We start from the raw sequence: 13171 nt of genomic DNA, 5'->3' as shown, positions 1-13171 counted from the left end.
GACCGTCGTCAACCGCTGACCAGGAGCGTAACCCCCGTTAGATCGTTCGTGCACGATTCTGTGCGAACGATCAATTTCCTTGATGAATGTGCGAAGTATTGCGCGTTCTTTCGATGTCATGAGAGAAACCGCTCAATCGCGCCTCGCTCGTCCCGGGCCCCCGCGCCCACCCCGTGCCCCTCCTCGTTCGCTCACGCTCCGGAGGTCCCGCCGCCATGCCATCCGCCCAGGGCAGTTCACGCCGCACCTTCCTCGCCGCATCCGGCACCGGCGCCGCCGCCGTCGCGCTCGGCCTGACACTGCCCGCCGCGCCGGCCGCCGCAGCCCAACTGGCCCTGGCCGACGACGAGTTCAACACCCTGCGCCTGCGGTGGCGCGACCTCACCCTCGGCACCGGCTTCGACGCGACCGCCGAGCCCTACGCCACCAAGCTCGCGGCGCTGGGCACTTCGGCCCGTACCGCACTCGCCACCATGGCGCCCGCGACCGGCTCGCTCTGGCCCGACCAGCCGCTGACCGACCCGGCCACCGGCTCCGCCAACATGAGCACGAGCTACGGCCGGCTCAACACCATGGCGCAGGCCTGGGCGCAGCCCGGCACCGGATCCACCGGAGACGCCACGCTGATCGCCGCCGTCGGCAAGGGCCTCGACCACCTCTACACCCAGATCTACAACGAGAACACCAAGCCGTTCGGCAACTGGTGGGACTGGCAGATCGGCAGCTCCCGGCTGCTGATGGACACCGCCGTCATCGCGTACGACACCCTCACCGCCGACCAGCTCGGCCACTACACCGCCGCCATCGACCACTTCGTGCCGGACAGCGCGGTCGCCGTCTACACCGGCACCTCCACCGGCGCCAACCGCACCGACCTGTGCCGGGTGCTCGCCACCCGCGGGGTGCTCGGCCGGAACGCCGCCAAGATCGCGCTGGCCCGCGACGCCCTCTCACCCGTCTTCCCGTACGTCACCACCGGAGACGGCCTGTACGCGGATGGATCGTTCATCCAACACACCTGGATCGCCTACACCGGCTCGTACGGCGAGGTCCAGATCGACGGCCTGTCCCGGCTCTTCGCGCTGCTCGCCGGCTCCACCTGGGCGGTCACCGACCCGAACCGGCAGATCATCCTCGACTCCGTCGAGCGCAGCTACGCACCCCTCATCCACGACGGCCTGATGATGGACTGCGTCAACGGCCGCGCGATCTCCCGCCAGACCACCGACGACCAGCTCATGGGCCGCACGATCATGGCCCACATCGCCATGCTGGCCCTCGGCGCGTCAACCGCCGAACGCGACCGCTGGCGTGCGTTGATCAAGGGCTGGGTCGACCGGGCCCAGACCACCCCCGTCCTCGCCGACCAGCGGCTCTCCGTCGCCAACCTCGCCCTGCTGCGGGCCGCCGTCGACGCCGCGCCCACCGCGGCCCCCGCACCGGCCGGCCCGCACCTGTTCCCCGCCATGGACCGCGCCGTCCACCGCGGGACCCGCTTCGCCGCCTCGCTGAGCATGTCCTCCAACCGGATCGCGTACTACGAGAACGGCAACGGCGAGAACCTGCGCGGCTGGCACACCGGCTCCGGCATGCTCGCCTGGTGGGGCGACGGCTTCGCGGGCGACCAGTACAGCGACGGTTTCTGGCCCACCGCCGACCCGTACCGCATGCCCGGCACCACCGTCTCGCGCAAGCCGCTCGCCGATGGCGAGGGCGGCGCGTGGGGCGCGGCCAGACCCGCGGTGACCTGGGTCGGCGGCGCGAGCGACGGTACGTACGCGGCCGTCGGCCAGCACCTCAAGGGGCTCTCCTCCACCCTGAGCGCCCGCAAGTCGTGGTTCTTCCTGGGCGACGAGATCGTGTGCCTCGGCGCCGGGATCACCGCGAGCGACGGCACACCCGTCGAGTCGGTCGTCGACCACCGCAACCTCGGCGCCACCGGCGCCAACGCCCTCACGGTCGACGGCCGCCGCCTGCCCAGCACCCTCGGCCGGCACGACACCTTCCCCCGGGCCCGCTGGGCGCACCTCGCCGGCCACGGCGGCTACGTCTTCCCCGCCGGGGCCGCCGTCCAGGCGCTGCGCGAGGAGCGCACCGGCACCTGGAAGGCCATCAACACCGGCGGCACCGCCGACCCGGTCACCCGCCGCTACCTCACCCTCTGGTTCGCCCACGGCACCGACCCCGCCGACGCCTCGTACGCCTACGTCCTGCTGCCCGGCGCCCGCCAGCTGGAGACCGCGGTCCGCGCCGCCGACCGCGACAAGGTGCGCATCCTCGCCAACTCGCCCTCCACGCACGCGATTTCGGCCCACCGGGCCGGCCTGCTCGCCGCGAACTTCTGGACGGCGGGCGCGGCCGGCGGCCTGACCGTGGACGGCCCGGCGAGCGTCCTGGTCCGCACCGCCCGCCGTACGGCGACCCTGTCGCTGGCCGCACCCGAGCGCACCGGAGCTCCGGTGGAGCTGACCTGGGACCGGCCGGTACGCTCGGTGGCCTCGCGGGACCCGAGGGTGGAAGTCCTCGCCACCGGTCGCTCACTGCGGCTCCGCATCACCCCGGACACCGCCTGCGGCACGGTGCGTACAGACGTCGTCCTAGGCTGACAAAGCCCTGACACCGCTGACACGGAACTGACAGCGCGCTGACACGACGCCCGCGCCCGTGCCGGCGGTCGTTGTCGGGACCCTACAGAGGACAGGGCCTCTGAGCTGTCGAGTCGGGCGTTTGGTGCAGGTCTACTGTCAGCCTCCACTAGGAAAGCGGTCCGGAGACTGTGCGGAGTCGACGGAGGAAATCCTTGGTCGCTTTCGTAGGGTCGATACATGACCGTTGTGGACGAGACCCCGGGTGAGCCGAGCGACACGCGTGGACGCGTGGCAGAACTTCACGCCCTGCGCGAGGAGGCCCGTCGCGGACCGAGCAAGCGCGCGACCGAGGCGCAGCACGCCAAGGGCAAGCTGACCGCCCGCGAGCGCATCGACCTGCTGCTCGACCCCGACTCGTTTCACGAGGTCGAGCAGCTGCGTCGGCACCGTGCGGTCGGTTTCGGCCTGGAGGCGAAGAAGCCGTACACCGACGGTGTGATCACCGGCTGGGGCACGGTCGAGGGCCGCACGGTCTTCGTGTACGCGCACGACTTCCGGATCTTCGGCGGCGCCCTGGGCGAGGCCCACGCCACGAAGATCCACAAGATCATGGACATGGCGATCGCGGCGGGTGCTCCGCTGGTGTCCCTGAACGACGGCGCGGGCGCCCGTATCCAGGAGGGTGTTTCTGCCCTCGCGGGGTATGGCGGGATCTTCCAGCGGAACACGCGCGCGTCCGGGGTGATTCCGCAGATCAGCGTGATGCTGGGCCCGTGTGCCGGTGGCGCGGCCTACAGTCCGGCGTTGACGGACTTTGTGTTCATGGTGCGTGAGACGTCGCAGATGTTCATCACGGGTCCGGACGTGGTGCGGGCGGTGACGGGCGAGGAGATCACCCAGAACGGGCTCGGCGGCGCGGACGTGCATGCCGAGACGTCGGGCGTGGCGCATTTCGCGTATGACGACGAGGAGACGTGCCTGGCCGAGGTCCGGTATCTGATCTCGATGCTGCCGTCGAACAACCGGGAGAACCCGCCGGTCCACGCGTCCGACGACCCGGCCGACCGCCGCTCCGAGGTCCTCCTCGACCTGGTGCCCGCCGACGGTAACCGTCCGTACGACATGCACAAGGTGATCGAGGAACTCGTCGACGACGGGGACTTCCTGGAGATCCATGAGCGGTGGGCCCGCAACATCATCTGCGCACTGGCCCGGTTCGACGGCCAGGTCGTGGGCATCGTCGCCAACCAGCCCCAGTCCCTGGCGGGGGTGCTGGACATCGAGGCCAGCGAGAAGGCGGCCCGGTTTGTGCAGATGTGCGACGCGTTCAACATCCCCATCGTGACGCTGCTGGACGTTCCCGGGTTCCTCCCCGGTGTCTCGCAGGAGCACGGCGGAATCATCCGGCACGGCGCGAAGCTGCTGTACGCGTACTGCAACGCGACGGTGCCGCGGATCTCGCTGATCCTGCGCAAGGCGTACGGCGGCGCGTACATCGTCATGGACTCGCAGTCGATCGGCGCGGACCTGACGTATGCCTGGCCGACGAACGAGATCGCGGTGATGGGTGCCGAGGGTGCCGCCAATGTCATCTTCCGCCGTCAGATCGCGGAGGCCGACGATTCGGAGGCGATGCGGGCGCGGATGGTCAAGGAGTACAAGGCCGAGCTGATGCACCCGTACTACGCGGCCGAGCGGGGTCTGGTCGATGACGTCATCGATCCGGCCGAGACCCGGGCCGTCCTCATCGCCTCGCTGGCGATGCTCAAGACCAAGCACGCCGACCTGCCGTCCCGCAAGCACGGCAACCCGCCTCAGTAAGAGGAGATGAACTTGAACACCTCGAAGTCCAACTCGTCCGAGTCCGAGTCCCTGCTCCGTGTGGAGAAGGGCGACGCCGCTCCCGAGGAGCTCGCCGCGATCACCGCGGTGCTCTTGGCGCGGGCCGCCGCCCAGCCCGCCGCCGCCCCCAAGCGCGGCCGCTCCACCGCGGGCTGGCGCCGCCTGGAGCGCACCCCCGGCTTCCGTGCCCCGCACTCCTGGCAGGGCTGACCCCGCCCAGGACCACCTCGCAAAAAGCCCCCGCCCTCGTCGGCGGGGGCTTTTTCGCTGTTCAGGGACGCAGGGGCTATGTATATTAGGCCAGAACCTAGAGCCTCTAGGTTCTGGGATGTGGAGGTGTACGGATGGCCCGAGCGGGGCTGACGGCCGAGCGGCTCACCGTGGCGGGCGCCGAGCTGGCCGACGAGGCCGGGTTCGACGGCATCACGGTGTCCGCGCTCGCGCGGCGCTTCGGCGTCAAGGACGCGAGCCTGTACTCGCACGTCAAGAACCTCCGTGAGCTGCGCCAGCGGGTCGCGCTGTACGCGGCGGGCGAGTTCATCGACTCCATCGCGGCGGCCGTCGCCGGCCGGGCCGGAAAGGACGCGCTGGTCGCCTTCGCCGACGCCTACCGGGCGTACGCGCTGGCCCACCCCGGGCGCTATGCCGCCACCCAGCACCGGGTCGATCCGGAGCTGCTCGCGGGCTCGACCGTGATGGCGCGCACGGCGGACACGACGTACGGGATGCTCCGCGCCTACGGCCTCACCGAGCCCGACCTCACCGATGCCGTACGCCTGCTGCGCAGCACCTTCCACGGCTACATCACGCTCGAAGCGGAGGGCGGATTCGGCCACCCGCGCGAGGTGCAGAAGTCGTGGGAGCGGGGGGTCGAGGCGCTGCACGTCCTGCTTGAGCACTGGCCCGTGAACGAGGGGAAACACGATGGCTGAACCGGCAACAGGCACCTTGGAGGTGCCCGGTGCGACCTTGCGCTACGAAGTGCGCGGCGCCGGGCCCGTGCTGCTGCTCATCGCGGGCGGCGGCGGGGACGCCGGGATCTTCGAGCCGGTCGCCGACGCGCTCGCCGACCGTTTCACGGTGGTGACCTACGATCCGCGCGGCCACTCCCGCAGCCCGCTCGACGGGCCGGACGTGGACCAGCGCGTAGAGGAGCAGGCCGAGGACGCGTACCGGCTGCTCGACCGGGTGGCGCCGGACGGGGCGCCCGCGTACGTCTTCGGGACCAGTTCGGGGGCGATCGTCGCGGTGGAGCTGCTGACGCGGCACCCTGAGCGGCTTGCCCGGGTGGTCGCGCACGAGCCCGTGCTGGTCTCGCTGCTGCCCGATGCCGCTGAACAGCACGCCTTTTTCGGCCATGTCGTGGCGACCTTCCACCGCGAAGGGGTGGCTGCGGCCATGGCCGAAATGAGCGCGGGGTGTGGCGAGGAGCGCGGGGAGGCGCCGGACTTCTCCGGGCTCTCGCCGCGGGTGCGCTCCGCGCTTCAGCGGGCTCAAGGGAACTCGGGGTTCTTCCTGGGGCGGATCCTGGGGCCGTTCAGTGGGCATGCGCCCGATCTGGCCCAACTCGACGCGCATGCCGGGAAGTTGGTGCCCGCCGCGGGGTGGGGGTCGTACGGGCTGCGGCTGTACCGGCCCGCCGCGGCCCTCGCGGGGCGGTACGGGGTTGAGCTCGCGGAGTTCCCCGGCGGGCACGTTGGCGTTGTGACGCACCCTGCTCAATTTGCCCTGAAACTGGGCGAGTTGCTGCGCTGAGCGCGAGCTCCTCCGCAGCTGTGCGGCTGGGTGCGGGCCGCCTGTGGCTGGTCGCGCAGTTCCCCGCGCCTAGCAGGGCCATAGGCCCGCCAGGTCGCTACGGCGAAGGATGTAAGGCGAAGGCCCCGCACTCCGTTGCTCGGAGTGCGGGGCCTTCGCCGTATGTGCTTCCTGCTACCGAAGTCGTGCCATGAGGGCGTGTTCGACGAGGGTGATGAGGGCGCTTTTGGCGTCTGCTCGGTGGCGGGCGTCGGTGACGATGATGGGGGTGTCGGGGCCGATCTGGAGGGCTTCGCGTACTTCGTCGGGGGTGTAGGGCTGGTGTCCGTCGAAGCCGTTGAGGGCGATGACGAAGGGGAGGCCCGAGTTTTCGAAGTAGTCGACGGCGGGGAAGCAGTCGGCGAGGCGGCGGGTGTCGACGAGGACGACGGCGCCGATGGCGCCGCGTACGAGGTCGTCCCACATGAACCAGAAGCGGTCCTGTCCGGGGGTGCCGAAGAGGTACAGGATGAGGTCCTGGTCCAGGGTGATGCGGCCGAAGTCCATGGCGACCGTGGTGGTCGTCTTGTCTCCGGTGTGGGTGAGGTCGTCGATGCCCGCCGACGCCGAGGTCATGACGGCTTCGGTGCGCAGCGGGTTGATCTCCGAGACCGCGCCGACGAACGTGGTCTTGCCCACGCCGAAACCGCCCGCCACCACGATCTTCGCGGAAGTAGTGGAGCGGGCAGCACCGCCGCTAGAGCTTGCGAAGTCCACTGAGCACCCTTTCGAGCAGTGTCACGTCTGGCTGTCCGCCGGCGGACTCGTCGCCGCCGGGCTGGTGGATGGCGACAAGTCCGGCCTCGGCCAGGTCGGCGACGAGGATTCGGGCAACGCCGAGGGGGATGGTGAGGAGTGCCGAGATCTCGGCGACCGACTTGATCTCGCGGCACAGGTGGCAGATCCGCTGGTGCTCGGGCAACTGCCCTTGCAGCCTTGCCGGTTCCGCCGTGGTGTGCACCAGTGCCTCGATGGCGAGCTGGTAGCGCGGCCGGGTGCGGCCGCCGGTCATGGCGTACGGGCGCACAAGGGGATTGTGCGCGCCGCCCGCAGGTGAAGACTGGGGGGTCTGCCTCGGCTGCACCGGTTCGATCCGGTGCTGCGGCGGCTGGTCGTACGGGCTCGGCTGACGGTTCGGCTGCTGGTAGGGCCCCTGGTACTGGCCGCCCTGTCCCTGACCTTGTCTGCTGGGCGTGGAGGGGAAGTTGAAGCGGTTCTGGCCGTGCTCACCCGGAGACTGCTGTCCACCGCTGTAGGGGTGCCCGCCTGGGGGTGTTGTCACGTTTCCTCCTCCGACTACCGGTGCCCGTCCCATTGGGGCCGCGCCACCGCACTTTATGGGGCGGTGGCGAGAAACGCACGGCCTGTCTGCTGATTGAGAACTGATCGGTAACTAGTTAAGAAGGCTTCCCTGGAGTTCCGCGCGCAGGTCGGGAGTCAGCACACTCCCGGCACGGTCCACGAGCAGGGCCATCTCGTAACCCACCAGGCCGATGTCGGCCTCCGGGTGCGCGAGAACGGCGAGGGAGGAACCGTCGGACACGGACATCAGGAAGAGGAAGCCGCGCTCCATCTCCACCACGGTCTGGTTGACGGCACCGCCTTCGAAGATCCGGGAGGCGCCCGCGGTGAGGGACGTCAGACCGGAGGCCACGGCCGCCAGCTGATCGGCCCGGTCCCGGGGGAAGCCTTCGGACATCGCCAGCAGGAGTCCGTCGGCGGAGACCACCACCGTGTGGGACACCCCAGGGGTGTTGTCCACGAAGTTGGTGATCAACCAGTTCAGATTCTGCGCCGCCTGGCTCATCGGGCTCACACTAACGCTCCTGGTTGTAGGTGTTACTTGTGTCCGACCCCGCGTTACGGCCCTGCTGGACGCCGCGGCGCAGGTTGCTCAACCTGCCGCGCACGTCCTCCGGAGCGCGGGAGACCTGAGGGCCGCCCTGCGGGGTCTGCTCGGCCGCGCCCTCGACCAGATTGGCCTTGGGCACCCGCCGGGGGAGACCGGAAGGGGTGACCCCGCCGGCCTTGGGCTCACGGAGCTTCTCGGCCCGCGTCCAGCGCTCGTCGTTGGTCGAGCGCCAGTCGCCTGCCGGTTCCGACGGCTCGGCCTGCTCCTGCTCGGGCTCGGCCGGCCAGCTCTGCTGGCTGCCGCGCCGCGGCAGACCGGCGTCGGTCATCGCGTGGGCGGTGGTCGGGGTGGGGCCCGGACGGTCGAAGCCTACGCGGTCCGCGGGGCCCTCGGGAACGCCCCGGGACTCCTCGGCGGATTCCGCTTCCGACTGGAAGGGGCCCGCGTACGGCTCCTGGTAGGCATTCTCCTGCCGCCAATCGCCTTGCGGCGCCTGGGTGGCGTACGGAGCCTCGTAGGGGCCCTGGTCGGCCGTGGAGTCCCCGTAGGAGCCTTCCGCATAGCCGGACTCCGGGTAGCCGTTCTGGGGCGCGTAGGAGTCCTGCGCGTAGGCGCCGGTGTGCTCGGGGGCGTACTGCTGGCCCTGGTACGAGCTGTCGTAGCCACCGGCCTGCTGAGGCTCGTAGGAGCCCTCGTAGGACTGGTCCTGCGTCGCGTACTGCTGCCGGCCCTCGTACGAGCCGTCGTACGCCGGGGACTGCTGCTCCTCCAACTCGTCCCGGAACAGCGGGCGTTCGCCGCCCTGCGCCTGGGCCTCCAGGGCCGCGCGGCGCTCCTCGCGCATCAGCGACCGGTTGACCGGGTCGAGTTCGCGGGGGTCGGACTGCTCGGCACTCTCGTACCGCGAGTCGTCGAAACCGAGCTCGGCCGCCGTACGCATCGGCGCGGGGGCCGCCTCGTACGACTGCTGCTGCTGGTGCTGCTCGGGCATGATCGAGGACACCGTGAAGTCGTCGCCCAGCGGGTTGCTCTCGCCGCCGCCACCATGGGTGATCGGGTCCGGGAGCATGACCAGGGACGTGGTCCCGGCCTGCTCGCCCGAGGGGCGCAGCTGGACGCGGATGCCGTGCCGGTCGGAAAGCCGGCCGACCACGAACAGGCCCATGCGCTGGGAGACCGCGGCGTCCACGGTCGGCGGGTTGGCCAGGCGGTGGTTGATGTCCGCGAAGTCCTCGGCGGTCAGGCCGATGCCCTTGTCGTGGATCTCGACCATCACCCGGCCGTCGGGAAGACGGGTCGCGGTGACGCGGACCTTGGTCTGCGGCGAGGAGAACGTGGTGGCGTTCTCCAGGAGCTCGGCGAGCAGGTGCACGAGGTCGGTCACGGCCCGGCCGTGGATCTCGGCCTCCGGCACGCCGGACAGCTCGATGCGCTCGTACGACTCCACCTCGGAGGAGGCGGCGCGCAGCACGTCGACCAGCGGGACCGGCTGGTCCCAGCGGCGGCCCGGCTCCTCGCCGGCGAGGACCAGGAGGTTCTCGCCGTTGCGGCGCATACGGGTCGCCAGGTGGTCCAGCTTGAACAGGCTCTCCAGCTGGTCCGGGTCGGCCTCGTTGTTCTCCAGGTCGGTGATGAGGGTCAGCTGGCCCTCGATCAGGGACTGGTTGCGGCGCGAGAGGTTGGTGAAGATCGCGTTGACGTTGCCCCGCAGGAGTGCCTGCTCGGCGGCGAGCCGGACGGCCTCGCGGTGCACCTGGTCGAAGGCGCGGGCGACCTCGCCGATCTCGTCCGTGGAGTCGATCGGGATCGCCTCGACGCGGGTGTCGACCCGGCCGGGTTCGGTGCGCGAGAGCTGGTCGACGAGCATCGGCAGGCGCTGCTCGGCCACGTCGAAGGCGGCGTTGCGCAGCCGGCGCATCGAGCGGCTCATCTGGCGGGCCACCATGCCGGCCAGGATGAACGCGGCGAGCAGCGAGACCACGACGATCGCGCCGTTGATGTACGCGGTGGTCTTGGCGTCGTCGGCGATCTGGCCGGCCTCGGTCACGGCCCGGGTGACCAGGTCGTCCTCGACCTCGCTGTAGCCGTCGAACTTCGAGGTGGACGCGGCCATCCAGGACTCGGGCGTGATGCCCTGGGCCTTGAGCTGCTTGGCGCTCTCGCCCCCGCCGATCGCGGCGGCCATCCCGTTGTAGATCGAGCCGTCGGCCGCCGGAGCGGCGCCGATGCGCGGCCCGTTGTCGGCCTGAAGCTTCCCTCCCGGGAACTCCTGGGCGACCTTGGCGGCCTTGGCCGTCATGACGTCCTTGAGGTGCTGGCTGTCGGCGTCCGTACCACCGGCGTCGAACTCGCCGAGGGCGATGAACTCCAGGTAGTTGTACGAGTTGAACGCCTTGACCTGCATCTGGAAGGTCTTGGGGTCGTCGTTCGGCCGCAGAATCAGGTGCAGGCCGATGGAGCGCTGCAGCGACTCCGCCGACTTGGCGAGGTCGACCGCGTACACCATGCGGCCGTAGCTGGTGATGTTGCCGGTGCCCAGGCCGAGCTCGTTGGAGAACGTGCTCAGGTAGTGCGGGATCGCGGTGTAGCCCTCTTCGGTGAGGACCGGGTTCTTGGCCTCGACGCCCTTGGCGTACGCGGTCTTGCGGAGGTCTTCGAGGGTCTTCTCGGCGTCGCGGACCTTGGCCAGGCGGCGCTTGAGGCTCGGAGTGTCCGGCATGCCCTTGACGGCGTCGTCGAACTTGGCGCGGGCGGCGTCGGAGGTCGCGTACGCCTTGCTGACGATGTCGCTGTCGCGCTTGTTCTCAAGCAGGGGCTGAGCGGTGAGGTCACGCTCGTTGAGCAGCGCCTGTCCGTAGTCGGAGGCGGCCCGCACGATGTTGGCGACCTTCTCGGCGTTGCGGGCGTCGCGCCAGGTGGCTATGGACCCGTTCACCTCGAAGCCGCCCATGACGAGGCCGACCAGTACGGGGATGAGGAGGATCGCGTTCAGCCTGGTGGCCACGCGCCAGTTGCGCGGCGAGAAGCGGCTGCTGCTGCCCGGGGCGTCCTTCTTGCCGTCCGGGGCAGAGGTCTCGGGTGCGGGCGGTGCCGCCGCCGTGCGCTGCGGCGGGGTGAAGTTGCCCCGCGCCTGCTGCGTCGCGGAGCTCGTCCTGCTTCGCTTCACTCGACCAACAACCTCTCGGAGCCGGCACCCGTGGGGCGTGCCGCAGTGTGTTTCAGAGCCGTACTTCTCGGGGCCGTACTACTCGGGAGTTCGCCGAATTCCAGCACGTGGGACGGCTGCCATCCAAACGTCTGGAATCTCCGGTTCCGAGTGGCCAAAGCCTCAGATAAAACGGGCATAAAGAGCGAGCCCCGCCAAATGACGGGGCTGTTGTGCGCGCAGTGACACCGGATGAACGCGGCGGGTTGCGGTGACACGAGAATTCTCTGTCGAAACGTTATGAACACAGGGGCGGATCGTGTCAAAGGACACAGTCCGCCCCCGTTTCGCCTACGACAACTGCCGTAGGCGACCGCCTACTTGAGTCGTGCCATGAGGGCGTGTTCGACGAGGGTGATGAGGGCGCTTTTGGCGTCTGCTCGGTGGCGGGCGTCGGTGACGATGATGGGGGTGTCGGGGCCGATCTGGAGGGCTTCGCGTACTTCGTCGGGGGTGTAGGGCTGGTGTCCGTCGAAGCCGTTGAGGGCGATGACGAAGGGGAGGCCCGAGTTTTCGAAGTAGTCGACGGCGGGGAAGCAGTCGGCGAGGCGGCGGGTGTCGACGAGGACGACGGCGCCGATGGCGCCGCGTACGAGGTCGTCCCACATGAACCAGAAGCGGTCCTGTCCGGGGGTGCCGAAGAGGTACAGGATGAGGTCCTGGTCCAGGGTGATGCGGCCGAAGTCCATGGCGACCGTGGTGGTCGTCTTGTCTCCGGTGTGGGTGAGGTCGTCGATGCCCGCCGACGCCGAGGTCATGACGGCTTCGGTGCGCAGCGGGTTGATCTCCGAGACCGCGCCGACGAACGTGGTCTTGCCCACGCCGAAACCGCCCGCCACCACGATCTTCGCGGAAGTAGTGGAGCGGGCAGCACCGCCGCTAGAGCTTGCGAAGTCCACTGAGCACCCTTTCGAGCAGTGTCACGTCCGGCGTGCCGCCGGTCTCTCCATTGCCCGGCTGGTGGATCGCCACCATGCCGGCCTCCGCCAGGTCGGCGACGAGGATCCGGGCGACACCGAGCGGCATCTGGAGCAGCGCGGAGACCTCGGCCACCGACTTGACCTCACGGCAGAGGTGGCAGATCCGCTGGTGCTCGGGAAGAAGCGTGGCAAGGTGCGCCGGGTCTGCTGTGGTGCTGACCAGTGCCTCGATGGCGAGCTGGTAGCGCGGCCTGGTCCGGCCGCCGGTCATGGCGTACGGACGGACCAGCGGCTGGTCGCCTTCACCGTCGTACGCCGCGTCGTGCAGCGCGCCGTACGAGTCGTGTGAGGCGGGTGGCGGGGTCATTGGTTCCTCCGGGCGGAGCGACAGCAAGGCATCTGCGAGCCGTCTGACAGGGCCGGTGGGGGGCGAGGTGCGGCCGGGACGGATATCTGCATCGTGCGGGAGCCGGTCCGGGCCGGAGGGGGGCGGCGCCGGTGGCTCCCGACCCCCGGCCTCGCGAGCGGCTCGGCCGGGGGGTTTGCGGTCAGTGGAGCAGGCTGCCCTGGAGTTCGGCGCGCAGGTCCGGCGTCAGGACGGTGCCCGCGCGGTCGACCAGGAGGGCCATCTCGTAGCCCACCAGGCCGATGTCGCACTCCGGGTGCGCGAGAACGGCCAGGGAGGAGCCGTCGGACACGGACATCAGGAAGAGGAAGCCGCGCTCCATCTCCACCACGGTCTGGGCGACGCTGCCCCCCTCGAAGATCCGGGAGGCTCCGGCGGTCAGCGAGGTCAGCCCGGACGCCACGGCGGCCAGCTGGTCGGCGCGGTCGCGCGGGAAGCCTTCGGACATGGCGAGGAGCAGGCCGTCGGCGGAGACCACCACCGTGTGGGACACCCCGGGGGTGTTGTCCACAAAGTTGGTGATCAACCAGTTCAGGTTCTGTGCCGCCTGGCTCATCGGACTCA

At 69.9% G+C, this 13171-nt stretch carries 12 protein-coding genes; 5 read left to right on the top strand and 7 right to left on the bottom strand.

What is annotated here, in order from left to right; genetic code table 11:
- Positions 1-215: 215 nt before the first annotated feature.
- From OHA17_RS11915 to OHA17_RS11895, 5 genes are all read left to right on the top strand, one after another.
- On the top strand, positions 216-2606 hold the full coding sequence (locus tag OHA17_RS11915) for a polysaccharide lyase 8 family protein (protein ID WP_406506455.1): 2391 nt from the start codon (positions 216-218) through the stop codon (positions 2604-2606).
- Between the two features lie 219 nt (positions 2607-2825).
- Entirely contained in the window at positions 2826-4409 is a 1584-nt protein-coding gene (locus OHA17_RS11910; RefSeq protein ID WP_406506453.1) for an acyl-CoA carboxylase subunit beta, read from the top strand.
- A gap of 12 nt (positions 4410-4421) precedes the next feature.
- Complete coding sequence (locus OHA17_RS11905) at positions 4422-4640, top strand: acyl-CoA carboxylase subunit epsilon (RefSeq protein ID WP_234392007.1); 219 nt, start codon at positions 4422-4424, stop codon at positions 4638-4640.
- A 134-nt stretch (positions 4641-4774) separates the two neighbouring features.
- The gene (locus OHA17_RS11900) at positions 4775-5362 is read left to right on the top strand and encodes a TetR/AcrR family transcriptional regulator (protein ID WP_406506451.1); all 588 of its coding nucleotides are present in this window, start codon (positions 4775-4777) and stop codon (positions 5360-5362) included.
- Positions 5355-6185 (top strand): alpha/beta fold hydrolase, encoded by an 831-nt coding sequence (locus tag OHA17_RS11895; protein WP_406506449.1) that lies wholly within the window; start codon positions 5355-5357, stop codon positions 6183-6185. The genes OHA17_RS11900 and OHA17_RS11895 overlap by 8 nt, the downstream gene beginning before the upstream one ends.
- Before the next feature lie 174 nt (positions 6186-6359).
- On the opposite strand, the gene OHA17_RS11890 is transcribed toward OHA17_RS11895, so the two are convergent.
- From OHA17_RS11890 to OHA17_RS11860, 7 genes are all read right to left on the bottom strand, one after another.
- On the bottom strand, positions 6360-6941 hold the full coding sequence (locus OHA17_RS11890; protein ID WP_100577617.1) for an ATP/GTP-binding protein: 582 nt from the start codon (positions 6939-6941) through the stop codon (positions 6360-6362).
- The gene (locus OHA17_RS11885) at positions 6922-7506 is read right to left on the bottom strand and encodes a DUF742 domain-containing protein (RefSeq protein ID WP_406506447.1); all 585 of its coding nucleotides are present in this window, start codon (positions 7504-7506) and stop codon (positions 6922-6924) included. Before OHA17_RS11885 ends, OHA17_RS11890 begins: the two co-directional genes overlap by 20 nt.
- Positions 7507-7617: 111 nt before the next feature.
- On the bottom strand, positions 7618-8031 hold the full coding sequence (locus tag OHA17_RS11880; protein ID WP_189972015.1) for a roadblock/LC7 domain-containing protein: 414 nt from the start codon (positions 8029-8031) through the stop codon (positions 7618-7620).
- Between the two features lie 10 nt (positions 8032-8041).
- Positions 8042-11242 carry a nitrate- and nitrite sensing domain-containing protein gene (locus OHA17_RS11875; RefSeq protein WP_406506445.1) on the bottom strand — a complete coding sequence of 1067 codons (3201 nt, stop codon included), beginning with the start codon at positions 11240-11242 and terminating at the stop codon, positions 8042-8044.
- A gap of 356 nt (positions 11243-11598) precedes the next feature.
- Positions 11599-12180 (bottom strand): ATP/GTP-binding protein, encoded by a 582-nt coding sequence (locus OHA17_RS11870; RefSeq protein WP_100577621.1) that lies wholly within the window; start codon positions 12178-12180, stop codon positions 11599-11601.
- The gene (locus tag OHA17_RS11865) at positions 12161-12568 is read right to left on the bottom strand and encodes a DUF742 domain-containing protein (protein WP_053727885.1); all 408 of its coding nucleotides are present in this window, start codon (positions 12566-12568) and stop codon (positions 12161-12163) included. Before OHA17_RS11865 ends, OHA17_RS11870 begins: the two co-directional genes overlap by 20 nt.
- 181 nt (positions 12569-12749) lie before the next feature.
- Complete coding sequence (locus OHA17_RS11860) at positions 12750-13163, bottom strand: roadblock/LC7 domain-containing protein (RefSeq protein WP_053727886.1); 414 nt, start codon at positions 13161-13163, stop codon at positions 12750-12752.
- Between the last annotated feature and the right edge of the window lie 8 nt (positions 13164-13171).

This window comes from Streptomyces sp. NBC_00212, from assembly GCF_045206365.1.
GTDB lineage: Bacteria > Actinomycetota > Actinomycetes > Streptomycetales > Streptomycetaceae > Streptomyces.
This window is presented reverse-complemented; position numbering and strand designations above follow the sequence as displayed.

Excerpts from the sequence above, each read along its gene's own strand:
- OHA17_RS11915 (WP_406506455.1), top strand. The coding sequence starts at position 216 with ATGCCATCCGCCCAGGGCAGTTCACGCCGCACCTTCCTCGCCGCATCC.
- OHA17_RS11880 (WP_189972015.1), bottom strand. The coding sequence starts at position 8,031 with ATGAGCCAGGCGGCGCAGAATCTGAACTGGTTGATCACCAACTTCGTG.
- OHA17_RS11895 (WP_406506449.1), top strand. The coding sequence starts at position 5,355 with ATGGCTGAACCGGCAACAGGCACCTTGGAGGTGCCCGGTGCGACCTTG.
- OHA17_RS11860 (WP_053727886.1), bottom strand. The coding sequence starts at position 13,163 with ATGAGCCAGGCGGCACAGAACCTGAACTGGTTGATCACCAACTTTGTG.
- OHA17_RS11910 (WP_406506453.1), top strand. The coding sequence starts at position 2,826 with ATGACCGTTGTGGACGAGACCCCGGGTGAGCCGAGCGACACGCGTGGA.
- OHA17_RS11900 (WP_406506451.1), top strand. The coding sequence starts at position 4,775 with ATGGCCCGAGCGGGGCTGACGGCCGAGCGGCTCACCGTGGCGGGCGCC.
- OHA17_RS11865 (WP_053727885.1), bottom strand. The coding sequence starts at position 12,568 with ATGACCCCGCCACCCGCCTCACACGACTCGTACGGCGCGCTGCACGAC.